Here is a 22474-nt window from a genome sequence, read left to right as displayed (position 1 = left end):
CCCCGAACCACCAGACCCGAAGGAGACGTGATGGGCACCTACGACATCACCATCCACACCGCAGCCTGCGATGTCGAGACCTGCGACGAGGTCTTCGGCGACTACGACGACTTCTCCTGCGGCTGGGCCGAGTTCAGCCGCGAGTGTGAGGCCTTCGCCCTTCGCGGCGGCTGGACCAAGAACGTCAACGGCTTGCTGATCTGCGAGGCCCTCGATGAGGACCACGACGAGGCCCGCGATGCCGAGCTGGACACCCGGCCCAAGCCCGGCCCGGGGCAGCTTGTGCTGGTCCTCACCTGACCGCCTGGGGTGGGGCGGCTCTGTCCCCCGCCCCAGGCCACCAACCCCCTCCCGCACCAACGACCGGAGACCAGCACATGGCCGAGAAGGACCGGCGCACGTACGTCCGTGTCCACGACGGGCTGACGGACCACCCGAAGATCATCGAGGTGGGCGGGGAGGCGGCGTGGCTGTACGTCAGTGCGCTCTGCTACTCGTCTCGTCAGCTGACCGACGGCCTGGTTCCGAAGCGCCTGTTCCGCCGGCTGACCGACCTGAACAACCCTGAAGCACTTGCTTCGGCACTGCTTCGCGTTGGCTTGCTTCACGAGGGCGAACACGACTGCTCTCGATGCCCCGTTGGGAGCCACGATGTGTACGTCGTGCATGACTACCTCGAGCACCAGCGGTCTGCTGCCGAGGTCGCCTCGCTCCGCGAGAAGCGCTCCGCCGCAGGTCAGCGGGGTGGAAAGCGTTCCGGTGAGTCCCGTCGGGCCGCCTCTGCGAGCGAAGCAAACGGTGAAGCACTTGCTTCGGATTTGCTGAAGCAAACGCGAACCAAAACCGAAGCAGAGACAGAGACAGAGGCAGAGAGAGAAGAAGTACTTCGTACTTCTTCACGTGCGCGCCGCAAGTCCGACCACGACGAGCCGCCACGAGCCGACGTCGAACGCATCTGTCGGGCCCTCGCCGACGCCGTCGAAGCCAACGGCAGCAAGCGGCCCACCATCACCGACCGGTGGCGCACCTCCGCCCGACTGCTGCTCGACAAGGACGGCCGCACCGTCGAACAGGTCCTCGGCGCCATTGAGTGGTCGCAGGCCTCCGAGTTCTGGCGCGGCGTCGTCCTGTCGATGCCCAAGCTCCGCGACAAGTACGACCAGATGCGCCTCCAGGCCAGCCGCGATCGGCAGCAGCCCAGCAGCGGCCTCGCCACCACCGGCGCCCAGGGCCACCTCCCCGGCACCGACAGCCGCGTCGCCGAGCACTACGACCTCATGAACGAACTCCTCGCAGAAGGGAGCAACTAGTGGACGCCGTTGAAGCGACCAAGCTCCTCGCCCACGCCGCCGCGTTCGACAACCGCAAACCGTCCAAGGCCGCCAGCATCGCCTGGGCCGAAGCCCTCAAGGACGTCCCCGGCGACGCTGACGCCTTTGCCGCGGTCGCCCGCTTCTACGCCCAACCCACCCAGGACGGTAACCTCGACGGCACCCGCTGGATCCAGCCCCACCACGTCCGTCAGCTCCGCCGGCAGATCCGCGACGAACGCATCCCCGACGGCGCGTTCACCTACCCCCTCCCGGCCAGCTCCGAGACCGGCGCCGAGTTCGTCCAGCGTCGCCGCCAGCAAATCGCCGCGATCGCCGACGGCCGCCTCGAGGCCGAGCCCATCAAGCAGTTGACCGATGGCCCCCACCCGTCCGTTGCCGATGCCCTCACCGGTGTGGGCCGCATGCCCGACCACGTCCGCGAGGCTCTCGCCGACGCCCTGCCCGGCCGCAAGGCCCGCGAGGAAGCCCGCCTCCGCGGTGACGCCGACGCCCTCGCCGTCCCGTGCCCCTGGTGCCATGCCAACACCAACGACCCGTGCAAGCGCCGCCGCGCCGCCAAGGGCGACAAGCCCGGCACCTGGTTCCACCGCACCAGCCCACACCCCGGCCGGACCGACGCCGCAGCCATAGCAGCCCGGGCATGCCCCAGCTGCCACGCCCCCATGGGCGTGCCGTGCGCACATCCGGACGGCCGCTTCCACGACGGCGTTCACCCGGGCCGCTTGAGCACCCGTCCCGCCGCGTGATGGGCGCCCCGATGCCCCCGGGCCTCCGCCGCCACCACGACCGCCCGCCCGAGTGGGCCATCCCCTGCCCCCTCAACTACTGCTGGGCCAAGGTCAACACCCCGTGCATCGGCCGCACCACCGGCCGCCCCGTCGCCGCCGGCGTCCACCCCAGCCGCGCCAAGGCCTGGATCCTCACCACCCAACCCGCCGCCTGAGGAGACCACCGTGCCGCAGACGCCCGAGCGCCGCATGTACCTCGCGTGGAAGGCCGCCAAGGCCCGCCACGACTACCGGAACGGCGAGCACCACACCCCGCTGATGAAGGTTGCCCGGATCTTCCGTGTCCCGATCCGGACCGTCCGCGACGCCATCGCCGCCAACCGCCCCGCCGCCTGAGGAGACCACCGTGACCAGCCTGTTCCAGCACGAATGCGAGCAGACGCTCCGTGAGAAGTGGGCCAAGGTCTGTGGCGACCAGCCCACCGAGATCACCGTCAGCACCGTGCCCCCGCTCGTGGCCGGCCCCTACACCAAGGACGGCCTGACCTGCCCGCACGGCATCACCTACTGGATCGAGCCGACCGGCGAGCAGATCGCCCAGTGGGCCCGGGACGGTGTCGCGTGACCACGCAGCCCGCCGAGTGGGTCCTGACGCCCGAGAACCTCTACCGCCTGTGGACCACCATCGGCCACAGCAAGGTCCACAACCGGGTCGACAACACCGGCCACGTCGTCCCGGACGGCCTCACCATCTGGGCCCACGGCAACCGGCCCCGCACCTGGGCCCGCTTCGGCGACACCATCACCCGCCAGACCGACGGCACCTACACCGTCCAGCCGGCCACCGAGGCCGGTGCCCGATGACCAGCTCGCAGACGTGGATCCAGCGGACCTACAACGTCCCCGCCCGCCGCGGCCTCCAACTCACCTGGCACCCCGACGGCGCCGCCAAGCCGCAAACCGTCACCATCGCCAGCTGTCGCGGCCCCTACCTCCGCCTCCGGCTCCCCGGCCAACGTCACCTCGTCAACGCGCACCCCACCTACGGCCTGATCTGGCCCGACGTCGAGCAGCCGACCAACCGCGGCTGGTGTTGGGGCTGCGGCAGGAACCGTGGACTCGACCAGGACGGCAACACCAGGCCGCACCGCACTCGCGGCGGCCGCGGCGCCTGGACGTGCGAGGGCACCGGCCGGCCGCCCACCCACCGCGTGCACTGGCGGACCGGCCGCATCAGCCCCAACGACCACGCCAAGCGCACCACCACCGAGGAGACCACCCGATGAGCGCCCTCGACCCCGCTCGTCGACTCGCCGAACTGGCCGCCGAGCGGACCGCCGCCGACGTGCGAACCGCCCTGACCCGCCTGGCCGAGCAGACCGCCCGCCACGCCGCTGCCGGAACCGTCCACCCCGGTGATGCCCGCCGGCTCGCCGAGGACGCCATCACGCTCGCCCAGCTCGCCACCGCAGCCGAGAGCGCACAGACCACCTTGACCCTGCTGCCCGAGGAGACCACCCGATGAGCCAGCACGACACCCCCGAACCGCCCGGCTTCGACCAGTGGCTCGACGCCATGGCCACCGACCTCGGCCTCAACCCTCAGCCGAAGGGCCGCCCCTACCAGGGCCCCAGCCCCCTGCACCGCGTCACCGACGAGCGGGACCAGGCCCGCACCCGGGTCCGGGAACTGGAGACCCAGCTCGCCAGCGCCAAGGCCGCCGGCTACCGACAGGCTGCCGACCACGTCGCCGAGATGATCCAGACCCACGGCCCGGACTTCGACCAGCAGATGATCCTCGTCTTCCTCCAGAACGGCGCCGAGATCCGCGAGCAGTTCGCGGCCAACCAGCAGCCCGGCCCCAGCGGCCCCACGCGGCCCGCCTACTGGCTCGCGGAATACGAAGGCGCCGAACCCACACTGTGGACCACCGAGGCCGACGCGCTCGCCCACTGCGCCAGCCTCGCCCGCGGCGAGGGGATCCGCTCCTGGGACTGGACCACCGAGGACGGTGCCCACCAGATGATCCACGTCCGCCCCGACACGGACGGCCCGCTCAGCCGCGGCCCTGGGCGAGTCACCGAACTCCACCCCCAGACGGCCGACCAGAGCCCCACGCGGCCCGCCTGAGCGCCTACCAGCCGCGCACCGGACCACGGACACCACGGGGGCGCGCCAGGCCCGTGACGCGCCCCCACAGCCACGCCACAAGCCGAGGAGCACCATGCCCCAGCCCCACTACCAAGACGACGCCGTCACCTTGCACCTCGGCGACAGCCTTGCAGTGCTCCCCACTCTCGCGGACGCCAGCGTCGACGCCATCGTCACCGACCCCCCGTACGAGATCGCCTTCATGGGCCGCGCATGGGACTCCACCGGTATCGCCTACAGCGTGGAGCTGTGGCGGCACTGCTGGCGCGTCCTCAAGCCCGGCGGCCACCTCCTCGCCTTCGGCTCCCCCCGCACCTACCACCGCCTCGCCGTAGCCATCGAGGACGCCGGCTTCGAAATCCGCGACTCCCTGCACTGGATCTACGGCTCGGGATTCCCCAAGGGCCAGGACATTGCCAAGCTGATCGACCGACACCGCGACGACCGCGCCCTAGTCCTGCAGGTCACCGCATGGCTGGCCGCCGCCCGAGACGCCGCCGGCTGGACCAACCCGCAGATAGACGCCCTGTGGGGCTTCAACGGCATGGCCGGCCAGTGGACCACCCAAGGCAGGGCCGCGGCCGTGCCGAGGCCCGAGCAGTGGGACCGCCTGCGCGAGGCACTCGGCTTCGACGATGCCGACATCTGGCCGGTCGTTGCCGAGCTCAATGCCCGCAAGGGCCAGCTTTGCGAGGCCTGGGCGAGCCGCGAGACCGTGGGCCAGGGCCGCCGGGTTCGCCGAGCATCGGATGTCCAACTTGCCCCGCTCAGCGACGGCGCCTACCCCTTGACCGCGCCGGCCACGGACGCGGCCCGCCGGTGGGACGGCTGGAACACCCAGCTCAAGCCCGCACACGAGCCGATCGTCCTCGCCCGCAAGTCGACCGGCTTCGAGTCGACCGTCGCGAACGTGCTGCTGTACGGCACCGGCGCCCTCAACATCGACGGCTGCCGAACCGAGGCTGGCCAGGACTACCTCGACAAGTGCGCATCCGTCGTTGGCCTCGCCTCCAACCGCAACGGCGCCACCCTCGGCGAGTGGACCGGACAACGAACGGACAGCTCCCACCCTGCTGGCCGCTGGCCCACCAACCTGCTGCTCGGCCACAGCACGCGGTGCGCCGAGGCAACCTGCGCGGGCGACTGCCCCGTGGCCGAACTCGGTCCGCGGGCCCGGTTCTTCCCCGCCTTCCGGTACGAGGCCAAGGCCCCGGCATCAGAACGCCCCAAAACCGCAGGCGGCACCGTCCACACCACGGTCAAGCCCCTGGCACTGATGCGCTGGCTTGTCCGGCTCGTCACTCCCCCTGGCGGCCTTGTCCTCGACCCGTTCGCCGGATCCGGCACCACGCTCGAGGCTGCTGCGCTGGAAGGCATGCACGCGGCCGGCATCGAGCTCGACCCCGCCCACGCCGAGCTGTGCCGCGTCCGCCTCTCCCGGCCGCTGCCCGCCGCCCTCTTCTGACCCACCCCGGGCGGCCGGCACCCACCGGCCGCCACACACACACCACGGAGGCCCGATGCCCAAGCGCACCGACCACAACCCCGACACCTGCATGGGCATCTGCTGCGGCACCTGCGCCCGCTGCGGCCGGCAGTTCGACCACACCGACACCCGGTTCGACGGCCACGGCCGTCACGGCCTGACCGACTACTGCCGCGCCTGCGTGGACCAGTGCGACGACAGCGAGAGCGCCGACCACCGCTGCGTCATCTGCGCCTGAGAGGACACCCGATGAACCAGCCCACCATCCGCGAGCAACTGCTGACCGCCCTGTGCGACCCCACCGAATCGGACGCCGACATCCTCGGCCTGCCCGAGCACGAAGCCGAACGCCTCCTCGATGCCTACCGCGACGAGGAACTCGCCTCCGAGGCTGGCGAGCGCTGGATCCGCAGCCAGGAGGACCAGCTCGGCATCAAGTGGGCCGACTTCCGCGCCGGGCGCTGGGAGATGGACCTCGCCGCCGGCCGCGACTTCGCCGCCGCCTACGTGGCCGCTGCCCGGGCCCTGCTCGGCGACGCGCCGAACTACAGCGAGACGAAGCTGATGTTCGACGTCAAGATCGCCAAGTTGCCGGAGACCTACACCCTCGTCGTCCAGCGGCACGCGCCCGGCGCCCTGACCCCACACGAGGCCCGCCAGCGTGCGGAGGCCGAGAACGCCCGGCTCCGCGCCGAGTTGGACGAAATGGTCCGACTCAGCCACCACTACCGCACCCTCGCCGAATCCGCCGAACGCCGACTCGGCACCAGCGCCACGACCACCTGACGACCCGCTGACGCCCGTCACCGCCGCCCGCAACCCGTGGGCAGCCCAACCCCGAAGGAGAACCCGTGTCCTACTACGACACCCCGCTCGACATCGCCGCAGCCGAGACCGTGCACTACGCCAACGACCCCCGGATCCGCGAACTCGCCGCAGCGCGCTGGCGCATGCAAACGGGACGCAGCCACGCGAGCTGGCTCAGCCTCGGCAAGGACAACCCCGACGCCCTGATCCGTGAGGCCCGCGAGTGGATCCGTGCCGCCGTGGCCGCCGGCATCCTCCCGCCCCCGGACACGACCCAGGACTGACCACCACCCGCCCCGGCCTGCCGCACCCCGCGGCAGGCCCCACCACCGACCCCAAGGAGTACCCGTGACCGACCGTCACGAGCAGCGCATATACCTCAACGACGTACTCGCCCGGGCCGAGCAGCGTACCGCCGCGAGCCTGGCCGCCCCGGCCAACCAGCCCGCCGACGTGCTCGCTGCTGCAGCCCAACGCCTCATCAACGGCGCCCCCGAGATCGCCAACTCCAACATCGCCTGGGCCCTCGCGAAGTGGCTGGAGCGAGAGGTACGCGGGATCACCGCATCTGAGGTCGCCGCCGCTCAGGTCTGGCCGGACGACCCCTCCGCCCGCGCGGCCTGGATCGCCCGTCAGCAGCCCGAGCACGCCCTTGCCGTGGCCCGCGCGGTGCTCGGCCAGGACGGAGACCAGAAGTGACCCGCCCCCTCACCCCGCGCGAGGCCGACGTCCTCCGCTACACCGCCCAGGGTTACTCCGTCCGCACTATCGCAGCCCGCCTTGGTCGCGCCTCCAGCACCATCCACGGCATCTTGCGCCGGGCCGCCACCGCGCTCGGCGTTCGCACCGTTGACCAGGCGATCCAGACCTACAACCAGCCCGGAGACCAGCAGTGATGCACGCCGCCATCCGCCCCGGCCAGATCTACCGCTGCCTTGACCCGCGCGGCGGCCCCACCATCCGAATCGTCGGGGAGCCGATCAGCACTTTGGGCCACTACAGCTTCGGCAAGGTCGACGTGGAGACCGTCCGCCGCGACGGCACCGGCCACCGCCGCCGCGCGCTGGAGGCCACCCAGCTCCACGACAGCCCGACCACCAAGAACGGGCAGCCCCGCCGCACCGGCTACGTGCTGGTCCGAGACGCCGCGTGACCGTCAGCCCGTGGCTGGTCCTGGCCGGCGCCCTCCTCGGCGTCGGCCTCGGAGCGGCCCTCCTCGGCCACCTCGACACCCGACAGCAGGCCGAGGACGAACAGGCCCAGTTCGACGACCAGTTCGCCCAGCTCATCACCACCCTGGAGCGCCAGTGACCACCGAGCGCCCCCCGCGGCCCGGCCGCACCTGGGAGACCACCACCGTCCGCAACGAGGTGGTCGTCCCCGACAACGCGCCCGACCCCCGACCCAACCGCGCCACCCGCCGGGCCCTCGCCCGCAACGCCAGGAAGGCCGCCCGATGACCCCCAGCGCCGAGCAGCTTGACCACCTCATCGGCCACACCTCCAACCGGCGCCTCACCCCCGAGGAACACGCTCTGCTCCGCGCCAACGTCTGGGCCCTGCGCGACTTCGCGGGCAGGCTTGCCCTCGCCGCCGGCCAGCTCTCCACCGTCGCCCGCGAGAACCTCGAGCACGCCGAGCAGGCCGAGGGCCGCATCGCCGCCATCAGAGAACTCCACCAGCCCGTCACCGGCTACACCGGCTGGGGCCCCGACGACGACCCCACCCCCGGCGCCTACGGGGCCATCAGCCAGGCATGCAGTGCCTGCGGATCCGAGGACAACGCCATCCGCTGGCCTTGCGCCACCGTCCGCGCCCTCGACAACGCCTCGGCCAGCCCGACTTCGGCCGTCACCGTCACGCCCGGCGTGGCCGTGATCGGCACCGGCGACCAGCAGCACCGCCTCATCCCCCAGCAGGACCCCGCCGAGGACCGACTGTGCCGGTGCGGCCACCTGGCCACCACCCACAGCGACACCCACTGCCAGGGGTGCGCCGCAGACGGCATCCAGATCCTCTGCAAGCACCCGCACACCGCCAGCTGACGTCCCACTGGCTGCCGCCCCGCCCCGCCCACGACCCGCACAGCGCACCAGGAGACCGACATGAGCACCCAGCGCATCACCATCACCACCACCAGCGGCGAGATCACCCAGACCACCACCACCGACCCCGAGGTGGCCCGCCAGTACGAGCTCCTCCCGTTCGAGGCCGACCACATCGAGTCCGTCACCGTCACCGTGACCGAGGACTGACGCCGCGGGTAACCGCCGCCCTCGTTGTCATCCGCTGACCTGGAGGTCACCATGTCAAACGCCGGAGTGATCATCATTCCCCAGCCCGCGCACCACGGCAGCGGCATGCCGACCGAGTACGTCATCGGCTACATCGCCATCGCCCTGATCGTGTGGATCGTCACCGCGGTCCTGCTCGCCCGCTACGACGACAACTCGGACACCGGGCTCGCCGTGATGGCCGGCGCCGCTGCCGCCATCGGTTGGCCCCTCGTGGTCCTCGGGTTGCCGGTCTGGCTGCTCGCACGTGCCGCATCCCGCAAGCCGAAGCGCGACTGACCTGCTGCATGACGAAGGGGCGCCCCCGAACCCACCACGGCCAGGGCGCCCCACGCGGTCCGATCACCATACCGCCCACGCACCATCAGGAGACCGGCATGCTCCCCGCCCCGCACCTGGACCGCCTCCGCACCCAGCTCGGCCAGCTCCCCGAGCTGATCACCCTCGCGCACCTCGCCCTCGCCCCCGGCTCCGGCCGGCGCGGGGCCCGCGTCTCCGGCGCCACCCGCACCGCACCCCTCCCGTGCCGGCTCGACGTGCTCTCCCTCGTCGGGCCGACCGCGGCCGGCGCGGTGCACGATGACCACCACGACCAGGACGACACCCCCGGCCTCGACCTCCTCGCCAACTGGGCCCGGATCATCCTCGAGGACCGGGCCCGCGCCAACGACTGGACGGCCTGGCTCCGGCCCGCGGGCTACGAGTGGGAACGGACCGTCAGCCGCGCGGTGAAGGTGCTCGAGTTCCACCTCGACTGGGCCGCCGCCCGCCCGTACGCCCGCGACCTCGCCGACGAGATCGGCCGCCTCCACGGCCACCTCAACCGCGCCACCGGCCTCCCGATAGCGACCCTGGCCCGACGACAGGTCTGCCCCAGCTGCCGGATGCTGACCGTCACCGTGCGGCCCGACGGCTGGCGCGAGTGCAGCAACCAGGACTGCCTCAGCATCCGCACCGCCGCCGAGTACGCCGACCGCGCCGAGCAGGTCCTCACCGAACTCGCGGCCGCCTGATGCGCACCTACCACTGGCTGGCCACCATTCAGTGGACCTCACCCACCACTGGTCTGCTCCGGACGCAGACCTCCAGCGGCACGGTGATGGTGCACCCGCAGTCAACGCGCCAAGAACTCACGACGGACGTTCTGGCGCAGGCCCAGTCCCTGTCGGGTGTTCCGGCAGGCGGATGCTGTGTTTTGTTCCTGCAGATCGAGCCGAACGACCTGATGCGCCGGTGATGCGCGGCTGATACGCCGCAGGTCAGAGGCATGAAGCGGCCCCGCCCGGATGTCCCGGGCGGGGCCGTGATGCGCGGTGATACGTCAAGACTGCGGGGGCTTGGCCTTCGCGCTCACAACGGTGCGCTCGCGGAGCGGGGGGACACCGCCCGCCTTCGCAATGCGTCCGACGTGCTGGCGCTCGAAGGGGACGAGGCGGGTCACCTCTGACGGTCCGAGGGTTCGAGACATGAGCACATCGACGATGCCGGCGCTCAGCGCTTCCCGGGCTTCCTCGAATTTGGCTTCGGCATCCGCATAGGCAGCACTGAGCTCGGCGAGCCTGCTGCGTGCCGCCTGCTGGTCATCAGTGCTGGTCATGCACCGATGATGCCACGCCGCTCTGCGGCGCTGATAGGGGCGATACATGCCACCTCTTGATGCATCTTGACGTTGCAACTTCATGATGCAAGTATGGGCGAAGGCAAGCAGTAACGCCACCCCCAAGGGGAGGAACCCGATGCGCACCACTGCCAAGATCCGCACCCGCAACACCCGTGCCGCCCGTGACACCAGCCGGGCCGCCCAGTACGCCACCCTCAACGGCCGTCTCCAGGCCGCCCTCGACCGCGGCCAGATCACCCGCACCGGCGACCACCTCGACCGCCTCGGCATCCACCTTCCTGACGGACAGCAGTCCTGGTACGGCCGGCACGTCGCCAACGCCCACCGGCCACAACGCGCCCCGCGCCTGGGTCCAGCACCGCACCACCAGCCGCTGGATCGCCGTGTACGTCTACACGCCCGACGCCCCCGCGCTCACCGCCGGCCTCTGGTCCTACAAGGCCACCCGCACCGCTGCCGAGCGCCTCTACGCGGAGGCCGCCTAGACCACGCAGGCCGCCGCTCTCCTCGACCTGATCGTCGCCGACATGCTCGCCGACTGCCCGCACAACGCGGCCACCGAGGCCGAGTGCCAGGAGTGCCAGCAGCAACTCGCCGACGACGCCGCCGAGTACCGCGCCTACGCCTACCACTGACCACCCTCCCTTCCCCGGAGCACACCACCATGACCACCATGACCTTCCGCCGCACCCGGCAGGTGCAGCAGGAACGCATCGTCCCGCACACCATCAACGGCGTCACCGAGATGGTCACCGAGAAGTACTCCACCGCCGTCCCCATCCCGCCCCGCGACTGGGACCACATCGTCCGCGGCGCCGTCACCGGAGCCACCGCCCTCACCGTCGCTGGCAGCATCGCCTGGTCCACCGCCAGCATCGGCGACCTCCTCGCCCGCACCGTCGAACCCGTCATCGGTTACGCCGCGGCCGGAGTCTTCGACCTCGCGTGGATCAGCTGCATGGCCCTGGAATGGCTCGCCCGCTACGACCGCCGCAAGGCCAAACTGCCGATGATCGCCGGACACGTTGCCCTGGTCATCGCCATGGCTGCCGTCTGCACCCACGGCATCCTCCAGGACGGCAAGGGCGCCACCGTCATCGGCATCATCGGCGCACTCGTCTCCGCCCTCGCCAAGGGCATGTGGACCATGACCATGAAGCACTTCAGCGTCAACCTCGACGACCGCTCCCAGCAGTGGGTCGAGGCCCGGTTCTCCGCCGCCCACGCCCGCCTCGCCACCGCCGCCATCCAGCGCGAGCTCGCCCGCGTCGAAGGCGCCACCGCCAACATGCACGCCGCCTACGAGCTGCCCATCGCCGAAGCCGAGCTGACCGATACCGACCGCGCCGCCGAGTACGCCCGCAGCCTCATGCCCGGCGCCACCGACGACGAACTCACCGCCCAGCTCGCGGCGGCCGGCCTGGTCACCCCGCCGACCAGCACGCTGCTGTTCGATGACCACCACGGTGACCACCAGGACGACCACATGATGACCACCGTGGCCGCCGGCCAGGCGGTACGCGAGACGGTCACCTCGGTGGTCACCCCGGACCCCGCCACCATGACCAGGTCTCAGCTGATTGCAGCCGCTCGACGCCTGGACCGGCAGGCCCGCAAAGGGCGTTCCGCCCGGCCCGTCACCATCGGCACCTTGCAGCTTCAGCTTGGTCTCTCGCGCCGCGAGGCGACCGAGATCCGCAAGATCGTCGTCGGCGCCGAGTAGCACCCCGTGCCCGCGCTGCTCTGGGCGGTCCCCGCCGCCGCGGCCTACGCCGGCCTCTATCTCACCGCCGGCACCGACCGACGCGCCACCCTGCGCCTGTACGGCGCCTGCGCACTCAGCGCCCTCACCCTCGCCCTCCTCATCTGGAGCTGACCATGGGCCTCTGGTCCACGCTCACCGGCAGCAAGACCACCACCAAGACCGGCCGCACCCCGCGCGAGCGGGCCCGCCGCAACGCTGAGATCCGCCGCATCGACGCTGGCACCACCTCGTGGCTCCGCCGCGGCGGCATCGGCCCCCGGAAGGACCGCTGATGACCGCGATTCCCCCGCCCCCGGACCAGCCGCCCACCGCCGGTATGCCCGAGCCCGAGCCCGTGGCCGAGTGGTGGCGGAAGGACGGCCCGCACATCCCGGCCCCGACCGGGCCGGCCGACACCGTCCACACCCCGGTCCCGATCGGCACCGACCACGGCCAGGCCACCCAGGCCGCCTCCATGGCAGCCGCCGCCGAAACCTTCTGGGCCCCGGCCCGCGCCATCCTGGCCGAGCAGGCCTCGGCGATCGCCTCCGAGGTCAAACAGCAGGTCGGCCAGCTGCTGACCGAGACCCCGGCCCAACGCGCCGCCCGCGAGCAGGTCGAGTACGAGGCCATGCTCGCCGCGCAGCGCGCCCGGATGGACTCGGCGCTCGGCAAGGTCGGGGAGACGCCGAAAGAGAAGGCCGAGCGGCACCGCGTCGAGGACGTCCTCACCCCGACGACCCCGGGCCAGCGGGACGACCTCGTCGGCCTGGTCGACCTGCTCGCCGACCGGCTCTCCGAGACCCCCGAGGACCGGGCCGCCCGCCAGGCGACCCAGCGGGAGGTGGAGAAGCAGCGGGCCCGCGCCCGAGAGGACGCTCGCCTCGCCGCCACAGGGGAGACCCCCGCCCAGCGCGACCTGCGCCACCGCCAGCAACACCTGGCCGACGAGCGCGAGGCCAAGCAGCGGGCCCGCCGCCAGCGCCGCCGGGCCGCCCGCGCCCAGCTCAGTGCCTCCACCCGGTACAAGCGCTTCCGCCGCTGGTGCGTCCTGACCGCGATCAGCGCCGTCGGCGGCTACAGCATCGGCCTGGTGACCGTGATCAGCCCCGGCGGCCCCTGGGTCGGCGCGCTCCTGGCCACCTTCGGCCACGCCTTCGACCTCTACCTGCGCGACCGCGGCCGCCTGCGTGTGACCGAGGTCCGCGGCGCCGGACGCCTCGCGCTGCTGACCGTCGTGCGCATCCCCGTCGCCTCCGGCCTGGCCGTCGCCACCGGCCTCGCCCCCCTCCTTCCCGCCCTCCACCTCTACTGACCCGCCAAGGAGCCACCACCATGAGCAGCCTCATTGCCCTCGGCGCTGGCGGCGCCGCCACCGTCACCTCCGCATACCTCCTCGTCGGCATCCGCGGCAACAACAAGATCAAGGTGGACCCCGACCACGTCCCCTACTGGGCGTTCGGCATCGGCATGCTGAGCGCCAACGCGGGCACCGCGTTCCAGCAGCTGAGCGGGATCGGCAACAAGCTCGGCGCCAGCTTCGAGGGCAACGCGGCACTGGGGGACTGGCAGTCCGGCGCAACCGCCGCCCTGCTGACCATCGCGGTTTTCGGGCTCAAGCCGAAGCCCTGGAAGGACGTCGTCTGCGGCGCCGTCGCCCCGTCTCTCTACGCGAGCGCCGGCGGATTCTGGGCCATTCCCGCGAGCATCTTCAGCGGACTGATCAGCCCGTTCATCGGCTGACCGCCATGGAGAAGATCTTCCCCACCGAGAAGCTGATCCCCACCCTCCTGTGGCCGTTCACCGGCCTGGCCACCGGCACGCCCGCCCTCGTCCGCAAGCTGACGGCCCCCCAGCGCGAGCGCCGCGCCGAGGCCGCCGCGCTCAAGGCCAAGCAGGACGAGCTCGCCGCCCAGGCCGCCCAGGCCGCCCAAGAGGCCTTCACGAAGAAGCTCACCATGGAGGCCGACCCGGCCAAGCGCGCCTCGATGCTCCAGGCCCGGGAAGCCGGGCAGGTCGCGGCCCGCCAGGTCGAGCTGGAGCAGGCCAAGGCCGCCCGCAAGGCCGCGCGCGGCAGGCTCGGCGACGCCGCCGGCGCGGCCGCCCTGATGCTGATCGTCGGCGGCCCCCTCGTTTGGTCCCTCGCCCGCCCCTGGATCGAGCCCGGCATCGGCCTCGCCATCGGCGGATGGTGGATCGCCGCGCTCATCCACGCCCCCGTCCCTGGCAAGAAGGCCGTCGAGGAGGAGGCCGAGCAGAGCACCGCCGAGGACGTCGCGGAGCGGCCCTCCCCGGCCACCGATCAGGCCCCCGCCGACGCACCCGTCGAGACCCCCACGGCGACCTTCCCGACCCCCGCCGAAGCCCGCCACGCGGTGGCCCTCCTCGGGGCCGACGGCACCCACGTCGCCCTCTCCGCCGTGGTCGACCATCTGGCCTCCGCGCGCCCCCTCTGGGAGCGCTCCGGAAAGGCCGTGAAGGTGCTCCTCACCCAGGCCGGAATCCGCTACCGGGCCGGGGTCAAGGTGGACGGGGTCAGCGTGCCCGGCATCCACCACGACGACGTGCCCCCGCTCCCCTCCCCCTCCGGCTCCGCCCCTGAGTCCGTTGTTGTTGCAGGTCAGAGCAACAACAACAACCACAACAACGCCCGCGAGTGGACCAGTCGAGAGGGGTTCGTGATGCGCCCCGACCCCGACAACCCCGCCCGGACGATCATCATCAACCCCGTCCCCGCAGCCTGACCTACCGACACGAAAGGCACCGCCATGACCGACCGCTGGCCCAACAAGACCACCCCGGAGTTCACCGACGCCGAGCTGGCCGCCGCGATCGAGCAGCACCAGAACGACCCCGACCCCGTGACCCGCGACCTCGTCGCCAGCTGCACCCGCGAGTGGGAGCGCCGCCACGGCCTCCCCCAGACCTGACCCCACCCCAGCGCCAGCTGACCCGAGAGGACAACGCCATGACCATCGACCAGCAACTCGCCGCCGCCGAGGCCCGACTCACCGAGCTCCAGCACCGACTCGTGGAGCACGCCTCCGACGCCGACGAGCGCGGCCGGATCTACGACCAGATCTGCACGATCCGCCGCGAGATCGACCGCCTCGCCCGGCTCCAGCCGACCGCCTGACCACGCCCCGGGGCGGCCGCACCGCCTGCCAGCAAGCCGGCCGCCCCGGGCCCTCCACCACCCAACAGAGCAGGGAGACCCACATCATGACCTACGCCAACGGCACCGACCAGCAGCCTGACCAGCCCGAGCCGACCATCCTGTCGCGCGGAGGCGGCGAGAGCACCATCTGGCCCCAACCCGAACCCCAGCCCCAGCCCCAGCCCGAAAGCTGACCCACACCAGCAGACCCGCCCGCCCCAGCACTACCCGGGGCGGGCGGCCGCACGAGAGGATGAGACATGAGCACCGACCGCGAGGCCAGCGTCGACGCCGCAGCAGCCCTGCTGCTAGCCGCCATCACCATGCGCGACCTTGCCGCCGCCATGGCACCCCACGTGTACGCCGCCATGCCCGACGACATCCGCCACCGAGTCGACACCCCCGACTACACGGCCGCCTTCGACGCACTGCCTCAGGACATCAAGCAGGCCGCCCGCCGGATCGTGGACACCAACCCCGACATCCGCCGCGCCCGCCGCATCGACGCCGAGGACCACGCATGAACCGCACCCGCCCGCCGTGGCGCGCCTCCTGGATCGGGCGCCTCCTGGGGATCCACTCACCGTCAGCTCATTACCTCGACCGGTGCTGGTGCCAGCAGAAGGCGCCTACCTCCTCGGCGGCCACTGACTCCAGCAGCGCCAGCCGACTGGTACGGGTGCAACTTGGCGAGAACGAGGCGGCACGATGACCGACGACCTGCTGCAGTTCCTCACCGCTCGCCTCGACGAGGACGAGCAGGCCGCCAGACTCGGCACCGCAGGGCAGCCGCTCACCCGGCAGCAGATCGAGACGACGGGCGTCATCGTCGCCGTCGACGGCCGCCACTCCGAGGAGTGCGCTACCGGAAACTGGGCTGGGATCGCCGAGCACATCGTCCGCCACGACCCGGCCCGGGTACTCGCCGAGGTCGACGCCAAGCGGCGCATCATGGCCGAGCACCAGTGGCGGCGGGAGCCCGATTGGCCGTCGGGTCGCCAGTGCAGGCAGTGCGCCACCGAGCACCCCTGCTCCACACTCCGCCTGCTGGTCCTGTCGTACGCCACCCACCCCAACTACCGGCCCGCGTGGGCGCCCGGCACCTGACCTGGAGGAACCCGTGGACGCTGAATACCCAAGCACGGCCGACCTTCGGTACGTCGGGGCTGAGCTTCACCTCGGCCGGATCCGTGCGGACCTGGAACGCCAACTCAGCGCCACCTGGCAAGGACGGCTCGCCCTGCGGCTGACGCGCTTGCGCTTGATCGCCGCCCGTCGTAACCTGCGTTGCAGCAGGTAGCCCCTGCCCAGAAACGCCCCGAAGGCCCCGACAGCCCACGCTGCGGGGCCTTCGTGCTGCCCGGGGAGGTGCCGTGGTCCGCTACCCCAACCCGCCGCTCCACCAGATCCGACCGGACGACCTCGCCACCCGCGCAGGCACCGCCGAGGCGTTCGACATCAGCGAGTCGGCGGTGAAGAAGTGGACGATGCTCGGCCTCATCGAGGCCCTGCCCATCCCCGGTGGCCCCCACCTCTACCACCTACCCACCGTCGCCAAGGCCGAGCTAGCTACCTGGCAGAACGGCGCCAACCGGCCCGCCCGCGGCGGACGCCGCCCCGGCTGGCGCGTCGGACAAGCCGCCTAACACCCTGGAGGCACCGCATGCAGCCAACCATCGGACGCATCGTCCACTACCGCCTCAGCGAACAGGACCAGCAGCGGATCACCGCTCAGCAGAACCGCCCACTGCCCGACGGCCGAAGCCCTCTGGCCAACTCGTCCCAGGCCGGCGCCGTGTTCCCCGCCGTGATCGTTCGCATCTGGAACAACAACCCCGACGCCCCGCTCTGCAACCTGCACGTGCTGCTCGACGGGGAGCTCACCCTCTGGGTCACCAGCCGCGCCGAGGGCGCGGAGCAGGGCACCTGGACCTGGCCCCCACGCTCGTGAGCGCCCGCAACACGGTGCAGTACTACCGCCTGCCGAACGGCGGCTACATGATCGCCGAAGAGCACACCTGGACTGCCGAGGACGAGGCCGAGGCGATCGCCATTGCGGCTCTCCCCAGGGCTACTGCCAACCCCATCTACCTCAGCACCATCGGGACGGAGGAGTAGCCATGGCCGCCACCATGGAGATCCCCGTCCACCTGCGCGTCGGCGATGAGCCGGAGTTCCACCTCGGCACCATCGAGGCCGACCTGGACGATGACGGCACCGATGTCCGCGAGTTGCTTGCCGAGTTCCTGGTCAGCGCCGCTGCCGTCGTCCGCAGCGCGGCCACCCCACGGGGGTAGAGCGATGCCTACTGCCCCGCCCTCCCGCTGCGGCGATCCGGCCTGCCGGGAGCTCGCGACGAACCGCGGCCGATGCGACGAACACCAGCCACCGCCATGGGCCGGCCGCACCAACAAGGCCCGCCGCTACCGCATCAGCTCCGGCAGGTGGCGTGCACTCAAAGCCCGCGTCGACCGGCGCGACAACGGATGCTGCTACCGCTGCGGCACCGAGCCCACGGACGACCCCGACCAGCCCGGCTTCGAGCTCGACCACATCACCCCCGTCGCCGAAGGCGGAGCCACCGAGGACCTCGACAACCTCGGCCTCATCTGCCCGCCCTGCCACCAGGCCAAGAGCAAAGCCGAAGCAGCCCGAGGCAACCAGCGACGACTCCAACGCAGACGTCACACCACGTGACAACGGTCACCGACCGTGCCAGCCCCTCCAGGGGGTAGGGGAGTCCAAATCCCTAACCTCCCAGCTCAGGGGCCCGCCGCGGTTAACTCAGAAGACGCCCACTCAGAATCCGGTATAGGGGGTCTGCCATGGGTCGCATCGCTCAGCCAGCTGCCCTCAAGCTGCTCAAGGGCTCCTCGGAGGGCCGAGACTCGGGCGGCCGGGAGGTCAATACCGGGCCGGCGTTCAAGCGGATCGCCCCCAACCCACCCACCTGGCTGAGCGCCGAGGCTGCGGCTGAGTGGCGCCGCGTCGTTCCGGGGCTGACCCGGCTCGACCTGCTCAAGCCGGAGGACCGGGCGGTCTTGGCCGCGTACTGCGAGACCTGGGCGACGTTCGTGGAGGCGATCCGGGTTCAGCACTCGGAGGGCCTGACCATCGAGGCAAAGCAGGGCACTCTTGCACACCCCGCGGTCGGCATCGCACGGGCAGCGGCCCGGGAACTGCGGTCGTTCGCCGCGCATTTCGGGCTGACTCCATCGACCGAGCAGGCCCTGGCGAGGGGGGCCGACGGTGGCAAGGCGGACGAGGACAACCCCTTCGCCTGACCCGGAGCTGGAGCGGCTCAAGCTGTCGCCCGAGGTCGCGTGGTACCTGATCAGCCGGGGCATTCCGCTGCCGGACTGCCCGCCGCTGATCCAGACCCCGAACCCGGGCGAGGCACCGGGGGCGGTCTTCGATCCGGACCGAGTGGACCGGGTCCTCAAGGCCTTCGGACTGCTGCGGCACACCCAAGGGCAGTGGGCCGGCCAGCCGCTGCGGCCGGACCCGTGGCAGGTCGCCTACATTCTCGCGCCGGTGTTCGGCTGGGTTCGCTGGGACGAGGATGCCGACGCCTACGTGCGGATCGTCCGCACCCTGTACGTGGACGTGCCGCGCAAAAACGGCAAGAGCACCTTGTGTGGCGGCATCGCGATCTACCTGACCTGTGGCGACGGTGAGCCCGGCGCCCAGGTCGTCGCGGCGGCGACCAGCGAACGTCAGGCCGGGTTCGTCTTCCAGCCGGTCAAGCAGCTGGCCGAGAAGGCGCCCCGGCTCAAGGGCCATGTCCAGGCCCTGAAGAAGAAGATCATCCATACCAGGACGGGGAGCTACTTCGAGGTCGTCTCCTCGGTTGCGGATGCCCAGCACGGCGCGAACTTGCACGGTGGGATTGTCGACGAGCTGCACGTCCACAAGACGCCGGACCTGGTCGAGACGATCGAGACCGGCACCGGTTCTCGGCGGCAACCACTGATCGCGATGATCACGACGGCCGACGCCGGGAAGCCGCACACGGTCTACGCCCGTAAGCGCGAGTACTGCGAGCAGCTCTCGCGCCGGGTGTTGACCGACCCGACGTTCTACGGCGTGGTGTGGGCCGCGGAGAAGACTGACGACCCACACATCGAGGCGACATGGCGGCGGGCCAACCCCGGCTACGGGATCAGCCCGACCCGCTCCTACCTGCAGGCCAAGAGCAACGAGGCAGCCAACAGCCCCGCCGACCTCGCGAAGTTCCAGCGCCTGCACCTGGGGCTGCGGACCAAGCAGGAAACCAAGTACCTGACGATGGAGTCCTGGCGGGCGAACGCCGGGATGGTCGACGAGCAACTGCTGGCCGGCCGGGAGGCGTACGGCGGCCTCGACCTCGCGGCCACCAGCGACCTGCTGGCGCTGTGCTGGCTGTTCCCGGACGACGAGCGCGGCGGCTACGACGCGCTATGGCGGCTGTGGACACCGGAGGCCAACGTCGAGGCGCTGGACCGGCGTACGGCTGGCGCCGCGTCGGTGTGGGTACGTCAGGGCCTGCTGCAGGCCACCCCGGGCAACGTCGCGGACTACGACTGGATCCAGGCCGCGATCGAGCGGGACCTCGACACCTTCGACGTCCGCTCACTGGGCTACGACCCATGGTCGGCCGTCCCGCTGACCAACGATCTCCAGAAACGCAACGCGCCGCTGGTGAAGGTGCGGCAGGGCTTCGTAACGCTGTCGCCGCCGCTGAAGGAACTGCAACGGCTGCTGCTCAAGGGCACGCCACAGGCGCCGATGGTGCGGCACGGCGGGAACCCGGCCGTGGAGTGGATGGTCGACAACCTCGCCGCCTCGATGGACCCGGCGGGCAACGTCAAGCCGGACAAGGCCCGCAGCTCCGAAAAGATCGACGCCGTTTCGGCGCTGGTCACCGCACTGTCGGAGGCCATGACCCGGCCGGAGCCCGTGCGCTCCGCCTACGAGGACGGCGAACTCGACGTCATGTGAGAAGGGGGCCGGTCCGGTGTTCTGGTGGCGGCGTACGGCGCTTCGGCGTCGGGTGGTGGTGAACCTCTCGGACAAGGCGTTCGCAGGGGTGCTGTGGGCCAAGCGGGGCCCGCTGTTGGTGCTGCGGGACGCCGAGCTGTTGCAGGCCGGCGCGCCCGCGGTCGCCATGGACGGCGAGGTCGTCGTCGAGCGGGCCCGGGTCGAGTTCATCCAAATCGTGGCGGGGGGTGGCTGATGGCGTTCGTCGTCTCCGCCGGCTCGCTGGACCTAGTGTCGCCGCTGCCGGTGTCGACCATGCCGGTACAGGTTCGACTCGCGGACGGCGTGTACCGGGACTACGCGACGATGTACCGAACCCAGCCCCAGCTGCGGACGGTCATCAGCTTCCTGGCCCGCAACATCGCCCAGCTCGGCATCCATGTGTTCCGGCGGGTGTCGGACACTGACCGGGTCCGGCTCGGGCCGGCGGACAGCCAGATGGCGGCGCTCATGGGGCGCCCGTCGCCGACGATCACCCCGTACCGGCTGGTGGAGCGCCTGGTAGCCGACATCGGCCTGTACGACATCGCCTACTGGGTAAAGGTGACGACCGACGCTGGCCAGCTGGCCCTCGCGCCGCTGCCGGCGGCCCGGGTCCGACCCAAGGGCAACAACATCCTGGAGCCGGAGTACTACGAGCTGTCCGGGGTCCGCGGCACGAAGCGTTTCGAGCCGGACGAGCTGGTCGTTTTCCACGGCTACAACCCGGACGACCTGCGCATCGGGAGTTCGCCGGTTGAGGCCCTGCGGACGATGCTCGCCGAGGAGTTCGAGGCGACGCGCTCGCGGGAGCAGATGTGGCGCAACGGCGGACGCCTGTCCGGGATCTTGAAGCGTCCGGCCGGAGCCCCGACCTGGGCGCCCGACGCGCGGGCCCGGTTCAAGGAGTCCTGGAGGTCGTTCCGCCAGGGCGGCGGCAGTGAGGGCGGTACGCCGCTCCTCGAGGACGGCATGGAGTACGAGGCGATTGACCTCGACCCCCGTACTGCCTCCTACGTCGAGTCCCGCAAGCTGACCCGCGAAGAAGTGGCTGCGGCGTACCACATCCCGCTGCCGATGGTCGGGATCCTCGACCACGCCACCTTCAGCAACATCAAAGAGCAGCACCAGCAGCTCTACCAGGACACTCTCGGTCCGTGGCTGGAGATGATCACGCAGGAGATCATGCTGCAGCTGCTGCCTGACCTCGACGGGCCAGCATCCGGCGTCTACGTCGAGTTCAACCTCGAAGCGAAGATGCGCGGCTCGTTCGAGGAGCAGGCCGCGGCGGCGTCCACTGCAACCGGCGGCCCGTGGATGACCCGCAACGAACAGCGCGCCCGCTTCAACCTGCCGTCCCTACCTGGCGGCGACGAGCTCATCACCCCGCTGAACGTCACCGCGGGCGGCCTCGCCTCCCCGCGCGACAGCGCCCCCAAGACCCGCACTCCAGCGGCCCGGAAGTCCGGTCCACCAAAGGGGATCGCCGGGTTCGACGCTGAGCGGGACACGCTCGCCTCGAAGCTCCAGGCGCTGTCCGAGCGGCAGATGGACGCGGTCCTGCGGCAAGCTGGCGTGAAGGACGTCGTTTTGCCTGATCTGCTCGCGGCGTGGGAGGCGTCCGCTGGTCCGAACGCCGCACAGGTACAGGCCCTGTTCTCGGACCGGGTGTTCCGGCTTGCGCAGGTCGGCGCCTGGGAGGTCCTCGCCGAGCACAACGACGGCGCCGAGGGCTGGTCCGCGGACGTCATGCTGCCGTGGCTGCTGGCCGCCGCCGACAGCCACGCCGCCCAGCACATCGCCGCAGGCACCGCCCTGCTGCAGGCCGCGGTCGCCGAGACCGACTGGCGCCAGGCGATCACGGCTGCAGCCGCATCCTGGGCCACTGCCGTGGCGGGTCGCCGGGCCGTCACGGCCGCGACCGAGGCCCGCTCCTTCGGCGGCCACGACGCGGCGCAGGCCTCCGGCCTGGAGTACAAGGTCTGGCACACGGGCGGTTCCAGTCCCCGAGTGTCGCACCGGGCTCTGGACGGCGACCGGGTGCTGCTGGACGACGTGTTCGGCAACGGCTGCCGGTGGCCCGGCGACGCCCACGGCCGCGAAGAAGAGACCGCGAACTGCAACTGCAGGCTCACCTACGACAGGAAGGGGTAGG

At 71.2% G+C, this 22474-nt stretch carries 45 protein-coding genes; 44 read left to right on the top strand and 1 reads right to left on the bottom strand.

What is annotated here, in order from left to right; translation table 11 throughout:
• The first annotated feature begins 30 nt into the window (after positions 1-30).
• The 24 genes from ABZ449_RS11950 to ABZ449_RS11835 all read left to right on the top strand — a co-directional run bounded on the left by ABZ449_RS11950 (position 31) and on the right by ABZ449_RS11835 (position 10036).
• Complete coding sequence (locus ABZ449_RS11950) at positions 31-300, top strand: hypothetical protein (RefSeq protein WP_360344204.1); 270 nt, start codon at positions 31-33, stop codon at positions 298-300.
• A 77-nt stretch (positions 301-377) separates the two neighbouring features.
• Positions 378-1310 carry a hypothetical protein gene (locus tag ABZ449_RS11945; protein ID WP_360344201.1) on the top strand — a complete coding sequence of 311 codons (933 nt, stop codon included), beginning with the start codon at positions 378-380 and terminating at the stop codon, positions 1308-1310.
• The gene (locus ABZ449_RS11940) at positions 1310-2080 is read left to right on the top strand and encodes a hypothetical protein (protein WP_360344198.1); all 771 of its coding nucleotides are present in this window, start codon (positions 1310-1312) and stop codon (positions 2078-2080) included. Before ABZ449_RS11945 ends, ABZ449_RS11940 begins: the two co-directional genes overlap by 1 nt.
• 11 nt (positions 2081-2091) lie before the next feature.
• The gene (locus tag ABZ449_RS11935; protein WP_360344195.1) at positions 2092-2277 is read left to right on the top strand and encodes a hypothetical protein; all 186 of its coding nucleotides are present in this window, start codon (positions 2092-2094) and stop codon (positions 2275-2277) included.
• Positions 2278-2287: 10 nt separating this feature from the next.
• Entirely contained in the window at positions 2288-2458 is a 171-nt protein-coding gene (locus ABZ449_RS11930; RefSeq protein WP_360344192.1) for a hypothetical protein, read from the top strand.
• Positions 2459-2468: 10 nt separating this feature from the next.
• Positions 2469-2687 (top strand): hypothetical protein, encoded by a 219-nt coding sequence (locus ABZ449_RS11925; protein ID WP_360344189.1) that lies wholly within the window; start codon positions 2469-2471, stop codon positions 2685-2687.
• Entirely contained in the window at positions 2684-2926 is a 243-nt protein-coding gene (locus tag ABZ449_RS11920) for a hypothetical protein (RefSeq protein ID WP_360344186.1), read from the top strand. The genes ABZ449_RS11925 and ABZ449_RS11920 overlap by 4 nt, the downstream gene beginning before the upstream one ends.
• Positions 2923-3348, top strand: a complete 426-nt coding sequence (locus tag ABZ449_RS11915) for a hypothetical protein (protein WP_360344183.1) — start codon at positions 2923-2925, stop codon at positions 3346-3348. The genes ABZ449_RS11920 and ABZ449_RS11915 overlap by 4 nt, the downstream gene beginning before the upstream one ends.
• Entirely contained in the window at positions 3345-3587 is a 243-nt protein-coding gene (locus tag ABZ449_RS11910; RefSeq protein ID WP_360344180.1) for a hypothetical protein, read from the top strand. Before ABZ449_RS11915 ends, ABZ449_RS11910 begins: the two co-directional genes overlap by 4 nt.
• Positions 3584-4192 (top strand): hypothetical protein, encoded by a 609-nt coding sequence (locus ABZ449_RS11905; RefSeq protein ID WP_360344177.1) that lies wholly within the window; start codon positions 3584-3586, stop codon positions 4190-4192. Before ABZ449_RS11910 ends, ABZ449_RS11905 begins: the two co-directional genes overlap by 4 nt.
• Before the next feature lie 94 nt (positions 4193-4286).
• Positions 4287-5678: a DNA methyltransferase gene (locus tag ABZ449_RS11900; RefSeq protein ID WP_360344174.1), complete on the top strand. Its 1392-nt coding sequence runs from the start codon at positions 4287-4289 to the stop codon at positions 5676-5678.
• A 55-nt stretch (positions 5679-5733) separates the two neighbouring features.
• On the top strand, positions 5734-5937 hold the full coding sequence (locus ABZ449_RS11895) for a hypothetical protein (protein WP_360344171.1): 204 nt from the start codon (positions 5734-5736) through the stop codon (positions 5935-5937).
• An 11-nt stretch (positions 5938-5948) separates the two neighbouring features.
• Positions 5949-6485 carry a hypothetical protein gene (locus ABZ449_RS11890; RefSeq protein WP_360344168.1) on the top strand — a complete coding sequence of 179 codons (537 nt, stop codon included), beginning with the start codon at positions 5949-5951 and terminating at the stop codon, positions 6483-6485.
• A 65-nt stretch (positions 6486-6550) separates the two neighbouring features.
• Positions 6551-6790, top strand: a complete 240-nt coding sequence (locus ABZ449_RS11885; RefSeq protein ID WP_360344165.1) for a hypothetical protein — start codon at positions 6551-6553, stop codon at positions 6788-6790.
• Between the two features lie 64 nt (positions 6791-6854).
• Entirely contained in the window at positions 6855-7205 is a 351-nt protein-coding gene (locus ABZ449_RS11880; RefSeq protein WP_360344162.1) for a hypothetical protein, read from the top strand.
• A complete protein-coding gene (locus ABZ449_RS11875) occupies positions 7202-7402 on the top strand; it encodes a helix-turn-helix transcriptional regulator (protein ID WP_360344159.1) in 201 nt (66 codons plus the stop codon). Before ABZ449_RS11880 ends, ABZ449_RS11875 begins: the two co-directional genes overlap by 4 nt.
• Complete coding sequence (locus ABZ449_RS11870) at positions 7402-7659, top strand: hypothetical protein (RefSeq protein WP_360344156.1); 258 nt, start codon at positions 7402-7404, stop codon at positions 7657-7659. The genes ABZ449_RS11875 and ABZ449_RS11870 overlap by 1 nt, the downstream gene beginning before the upstream one ends.
• On the top strand, positions 7656-7817 hold the full coding sequence (locus ABZ449_RS11865) for a hypothetical protein (protein ID WP_360344153.1): 162 nt from the start codon (positions 7656-7658) through the stop codon (positions 7815-7817). Before ABZ449_RS11870 ends, ABZ449_RS11865 begins: the two co-directional genes overlap by 4 nt.
• Positions 7814-7966, top strand: coding sequence for a hypothetical protein (locus ABZ449_RS11860; protein WP_360344150.1), 153 nt, complete (start codon positions 7814-7816; stop codon positions 7964-7966). The genes ABZ449_RS11865 and ABZ449_RS11860 overlap by 4 nt, the downstream gene beginning before the upstream one ends.
• Entirely contained in the window at positions 7963-8550 is a 588-nt protein-coding gene (locus tag ABZ449_RS11855) for a hypothetical protein (RefSeq protein ID WP_360344147.1), read from the top strand. The genes ABZ449_RS11860 and ABZ449_RS11855 overlap by 4 nt, the downstream gene beginning before the upstream one ends.
• Before the next feature lie 60 nt (positions 8551-8610).
• Positions 8611-8760 carry a hypothetical protein gene (locus ABZ449_RS11850; protein WP_360344144.1) on the top strand — a complete coding sequence of 50 codons (150 nt, stop codon included), beginning with the start codon at positions 8611-8613 and terminating at the stop codon, positions 8758-8760.
• Between the two features lie 51 nt (positions 8761-8811).
• Positions 8812-9078 (top strand): hypothetical protein, encoded by a 267-nt coding sequence (locus ABZ449_RS11845; RefSeq protein WP_360344141.1) that lies wholly within the window; start codon positions 8812-8814, stop codon positions 9076-9078.
• Between the two features lie 98 nt (positions 9079-9176).
• Entirely contained in the window at positions 9177-9812 is a 636-nt protein-coding gene (locus ABZ449_RS11840) for a hypothetical protein (RefSeq protein ID WP_360344138.1), read from the top strand.
• Positions 9812-10036 carry a hypothetical protein gene (locus tag ABZ449_RS11835; protein WP_360344135.1) on the top strand — a complete coding sequence of 75 codons (225 nt, stop codon included), beginning with the start codon at positions 9812-9814 and terminating at the stop codon, positions 10034-10036. The genes ABZ449_RS11840 and ABZ449_RS11835 overlap by 1 nt, the downstream gene beginning before the upstream one ends.
• Positions 10037-10120: 84 nt before the next feature.
• Here ABZ449_RS11835 and ABZ449_RS11830 read toward each other — a convergent pair whose 3' ends face one another.
• Positions 10121-10396 carry a hypothetical protein gene (locus tag ABZ449_RS11830; RefSeq protein ID WP_360344132.1) on the bottom strand — a complete coding sequence of 92 codons (276 nt, stop codon included), beginning with the start codon at positions 10394-10396 and terminating at the stop codon, positions 10121-10123.
• A 688-nt stretch (positions 10397-11084) separates the two neighbouring features.
• Here ABZ449_RS11830 and ABZ449_RS11825 point away from each other — a divergent pair.
• From ABZ449_RS11825 to ABZ449_RS11730, 20 genes are all read left to right on the top strand, one after another.
• Positions 11085-12143: a protein transporter Sec31 gene (locus tag ABZ449_RS11825; RefSeq protein ID WP_360344129.1), complete on the top strand. Its 1059-nt coding sequence runs from the start codon at positions 11085-11087 to the stop codon at positions 12141-12143.
• 6 nt (positions 12144-12149) lie between these two features.
• Complete coding sequence (locus ABZ449_RS11820; RefSeq protein WP_360344126.1) at positions 12150-12296, top strand: hypothetical protein; 147 nt, start codon at positions 12150-12152, stop codon at positions 12294-12296.
• 2 nt (positions 12297-12298) lie between these two features.
• On the top strand, positions 12299-12457 hold the full coding sequence (locus tag ABZ449_RS11815) for a hypothetical protein (protein ID WP_360344123.1): 159 nt from the start codon (positions 12299-12301) through the stop codon (positions 12455-12457).
• Positions 12457-13479 carry a hypothetical protein gene (locus ABZ449_RS11810; protein ID WP_360344120.1) on the top strand — a complete coding sequence of 341 codons (1023 nt, stop codon included), beginning with the start codon at positions 12457-12459 and terminating at the stop codon, positions 13477-13479. Before ABZ449_RS11815 ends, ABZ449_RS11810 begins: the two co-directional genes overlap by 1 nt.
• Before the next feature lie 20 nt (positions 13480-13499).
• Positions 13500-13907, top strand: a complete 408-nt coding sequence (locus tag ABZ449_RS11805) for a hypothetical protein (RefSeq protein WP_360344117.1) — start codon at positions 13500-13502, stop codon at positions 13905-13907.
• Between the two features lie 5 nt (positions 13908-13912).
• On the top strand, positions 13913-14908 hold the full coding sequence (locus tag ABZ449_RS11800; RefSeq protein WP_360344114.1) for a hypothetical protein: 996 nt from the start codon (positions 13913-13915) through the stop codon (positions 14906-14908).
• 24 nt (positions 14909-14932) lie between these two features.
• Positions 14933-15094 (top strand): hypothetical protein, encoded by a 162-nt coding sequence (locus ABZ449_RS11795; protein ID WP_360344111.1) that lies wholly within the window; start codon positions 14933-14935, stop codon positions 15092-15094.
• A gap of 38 nt (positions 15095-15132) precedes the next feature.
• Positions 15133-15300, top strand: a complete 168-nt coding sequence (locus ABZ449_RS11790) for a hypothetical protein (RefSeq protein ID WP_360344108.1) — start codon at positions 15133-15135, stop codon at positions 15298-15300.
• Positions 15301-15386: 86 nt separating this feature from the next.
• Positions 15387-15515, top strand: a complete 129-nt coding sequence (locus ABZ449_RS11785; RefSeq protein ID WP_360344105.1) for a hypothetical protein — start codon at positions 15387-15389, stop codon at positions 15513-15515.
• 66 nt (positions 15516-15581) lie between these two features.
• Positions 15582-15845 carry a hypothetical protein gene (locus ABZ449_RS11780; RefSeq protein ID WP_360344102.1) on the top strand — a complete coding sequence of 88 codons (264 nt, stop codon included), beginning with the start codon at positions 15582-15584 and terminating at the stop codon, positions 15843-15845.
• A gap of 184 nt (positions 15846-16029) precedes the next feature.
• Positions 16030-16428, top strand: a complete 399-nt coding sequence (locus tag ABZ449_RS11775) for a DUF6221 family protein (RefSeq protein WP_360344099.1) — start codon at positions 16030-16032, stop codon at positions 16426-16428.
• Between the two features lie 266 nt (positions 16429-16694).
• Complete coding sequence (locus ABZ449_RS11770) at positions 16695-16967, top strand: hypothetical protein (RefSeq protein WP_360344096.1); 273 nt, start codon at positions 16695-16697, stop codon at positions 16965-16967.
• Between the two features lie 17 nt (positions 16968-16984).
• Entirely contained in the window at positions 16985-17272 is a 288-nt protein-coding gene (locus ABZ449_RS11765; RefSeq protein ID WP_360344093.1) for a hypothetical protein, read from the top strand.
• Complete coding sequence (locus tag ABZ449_RS11760; RefSeq protein WP_360344090.1) at positions 17269-17439, top strand: hypothetical protein; 171 nt, start codon at positions 17269-17271, stop codon at positions 17437-17439. The genes ABZ449_RS11765 and ABZ449_RS11760 overlap by 4 nt, the downstream gene beginning before the upstream one ends.
• A 2-nt stretch (positions 17440-17441) precedes the next feature.
• Entirely contained in the window at positions 17442-17618 is a 177-nt protein-coding gene (locus ABZ449_RS11755; RefSeq protein ID WP_360344087.1) for a hypothetical protein, read from the top strand.
• A gap of 4 nt (positions 17619-17622) precedes the next feature.
• Positions 17623-18018, top strand: coding sequence for an HNH endonuclease signature motif containing protein (locus ABZ449_RS11750; protein ID WP_360344084.1), 396 nt, complete (start codon positions 17623-17625; stop codon positions 18016-18018).
• A 128-nt stretch (positions 18019-18146) separates the two neighbouring features.
• Complete coding sequence (locus ABZ449_RS11745) at positions 18147-18605, top strand: phage terminase small subunit P27 family (protein WP_360344081.1); 459 nt, start codon at positions 18147-18149, stop codon at positions 18603-18605.
• Entirely contained in the window at positions 18571-20301 is a 1731-nt protein-coding gene (locus tag ABZ449_RS11740; protein WP_360344078.1) for a terminase TerL endonuclease subunit, read from the top strand. Before ABZ449_RS11745 ends, ABZ449_RS11740 begins: the two co-directional genes overlap by 35 nt.
• Positions 20302-20356: 55 nt before the next feature.
• The gene (locus ABZ449_RS11735; protein WP_360344075.1) at positions 20357-20536 is read left to right on the top strand and encodes a hypothetical protein; all 180 of its coding nucleotides are present in this window, start codon (positions 20357-20359) and stop codon (positions 20534-20536) included.
• Complete coding sequence (locus tag ABZ449_RS11730; RefSeq protein ID WP_360344072.1) at positions 20536-22473, top strand: phage portal protein; 1938 nt, start codon at positions 20536-20538, stop codon at positions 22471-22473. The genes ABZ449_RS11735 and ABZ449_RS11730 overlap by 1 nt, the downstream gene beginning before the upstream one ends.
• Position 22474: the final 1 nt, after the last annotated feature.

It is taken from the genome of Kitasatospora sp. NPDC005856, from assembly GCF_040629945.1.
GTDB lineage: Bacteria > Actinomycetota > Actinomycetes > Streptomycetales > Streptomycetaceae > Kitasatospora.
This window is presented reverse-complemented; position numbering and strand designations above follow the sequence as displayed.

Excerpts from the sequence above, each read along its gene's own strand:
- ABZ449_RS11950 (WP_360344204.1), top strand. The coding sequence starts at position 31 with ATGGGCACCTACGACATCACCATCCACACCGCAGCCTGCGATGTCGAG.
- ABZ449_RS11945 (WP_360344201.1), top strand. The coding sequence starts at position 378 with ATGGCCGAGAAGGACCGGCGCACGTACGTCCGTGTCCACGACGGGCTG.
- ABZ449_RS11935 (WP_360344195.1), top strand. The coding sequence starts at position 2,092 with ATGCCCCCGGGCCTCCGCCGCCACCACGACCGCCCGCCCGAGTGGGCC.
- ABZ449_RS11915 (WP_360344183.1), top strand. The coding sequence starts at position 2,923 with ATGACCAGCTCGCAGACGTGGATCCAGCGGACCTACAACGTCCCCGCC.
- ABZ449_RS11910 (WP_360344180.1), top strand. The coding sequence starts at position 3,345 with ATGAGCGCCCTCGACCCCGCTCGTCGACTCGCCGAACTGGCCGCCGAG.
- ABZ449_RS11905 (WP_360344177.1), top strand. The coding sequence starts at position 3,584 with ATGAGCCAGCACGACACCCCCGAACCGCCCGGCTTCGACCAGTGGCTC.
- ABZ449_RS11900 (WP_360344174.1), top strand. The coding sequence starts at position 4,287 with ATGCCCCAGCCCCACTACCAAGACGACGCCGTCACCTTGCACCTCGGC.
- ABZ449_RS11895 (WP_360344171.1), top strand. The coding sequence starts at position 5,734 with ATGCCCAAGCGCACCGACCACAACCCCGACACCTGCATGGGCATCTGC.
- ABZ449_RS11890 (WP_360344168.1), top strand. The coding sequence starts at position 5,949 with ATGAACCAGCCCACCATCCGCGAGCAACTGCTGACCGCCCTGTGCGAC.
- ABZ449_RS11870 (WP_360344156.1), top strand. The coding sequence starts at position 7,402 with ATGCACGCCGCCATCCGCCCCGGCCAGATCTACCGCTGCCTTGACCCG.
- ABZ449_RS11855 (WP_360344147.1), top strand. The coding sequence starts at position 7,963 with ATGACCCCCAGCGCCGAGCAGCTTGACCACCTCATCGGCCACACCTCC.
- ABZ449_RS11850 (WP_360344144.1), top strand. The coding sequence starts at position 8,611 with ATGAGCACCCAGCGCATCACCATCACCACCACCAGCGGCGAGATCACC.
- ABZ449_RS11845 (WP_360344141.1), top strand. The coding sequence starts at position 8,812 with ATGTCAAACGCCGGAGTGATCATCATTCCCCAGCCCGCGCACCACGGC.
- ABZ449_RS11840 (WP_360344138.1), top strand. The coding sequence starts at position 9,177 with ATGCTCCCCGCCCCGCACCTGGACCGCCTCCGCACCCAGCTCGGCCAG.
- ABZ449_RS11835 (WP_360344135.1), top strand. The coding sequence starts at position 9,812 with ATGCGCACCTACCACTGGCTGGCCACCATTCAGTGGACCTCACCCACC.
- ABZ449_RS11830 (WP_360344132.1), bottom strand. The coding sequence starts at position 10,396 with ATGACCAGCACTGATGACCAGCAGGCGGCACGCAGCAGGCTCGCCGAG.
- ABZ449_RS11825 (WP_360344129.1), top strand. The coding sequence starts at position 11,085 with ATGACCACCATGACCTTCCGCCGCACCCGGCAGGTGCAGCAGGAACGC.
- ABZ449_RS11815 (WP_360344123.1), top strand. The coding sequence starts at position 12,299 with ATGGGCCTCTGGTCCACGCTCACCGGCAGCAAGACCACCACCAAGACC.
- ABZ449_RS11810 (WP_360344120.1), top strand. The coding sequence starts at position 12,457 with ATGACCGCGATTCCCCCGCCCCCGGACCAGCCGCCCACCGCCGGTATG.
- ABZ449_RS11805 (WP_360344117.1), top strand. The coding sequence starts at position 13,500 with ATGAGCAGCCTCATTGCCCTCGGCGCTGGCGGCGCCGCCACCGTCACC.
- ABZ449_RS11800 (WP_360344114.1), top strand. The coding sequence starts at position 13,913 with ATGGAGAAGATCTTCCCCACCGAGAAGCTGATCCCCACCCTCCTGTGG.
- ABZ449_RS11795 (WP_360344111.1), top strand. The coding sequence starts at position 14,933 with ATGACCGACCGCTGGCCCAACAAGACCACCCCGGAGTTCACCGACGCC.
- ABZ449_RS11790 (WP_360344108.1), top strand. The coding sequence starts at position 15,133 with ATGACCATCGACCAGCAACTCGCCGCCGCCGAGGCCCGACTCACCGAG.
- ABZ449_RS11785 (WP_360344105.1), top strand. The coding sequence starts at position 15,387 with ATGACCTACGCCAACGGCACCGACCAGCAGCCTGACCAGCCCGAGCCG.
- ABZ449_RS11780 (WP_360344102.1), top strand. The coding sequence starts at position 15,582 with ATGAGCACCGACCGCGAGGCCAGCGTCGACGCCGCAGCAGCCCTGCTG.
- ABZ449_RS11775 (WP_360344099.1), top strand. The coding sequence starts at position 16,030 with ATGACCGACGACCTGCTGCAGTTCCTCACCGCTCGCCTCGACGAGGAC.
- ABZ449_RS11765 (WP_360344093.1), top strand. The coding sequence starts at position 16,985 with ATGCAGCCAACCATCGGACGCATCGTCCACTACCGCCTCAGCGAACAG.
- ABZ449_RS11755 (WP_360344087.1), top strand. The coding sequence starts at position 17,442 with ATGGCCGCCACCATGGAGATCCCCGTCCACCTGCGCGTCGGCGATGAG.
- ABZ449_RS11750 (WP_360344084.1), top strand. The coding sequence starts at position 17,623 with ATGCCTACTGCCCCGCCCTCCCGCTGCGGCGATCCGGCCTGCCGGGAG.
- ABZ449_RS11745 (WP_360344081.1), top strand. The coding sequence starts at position 18,147 with ATGGGTCGCATCGCTCAGCCAGCTGCCCTCAAGCTGCTCAAGGGCTCC.
- ABZ449_RS11730 (WP_360344072.1), top strand. The coding sequence starts at position 20,536 with ATGGCGTTCGTCGTCTCCGCCGGCTCGCTGGACCTAGTGTCGCCGCTG.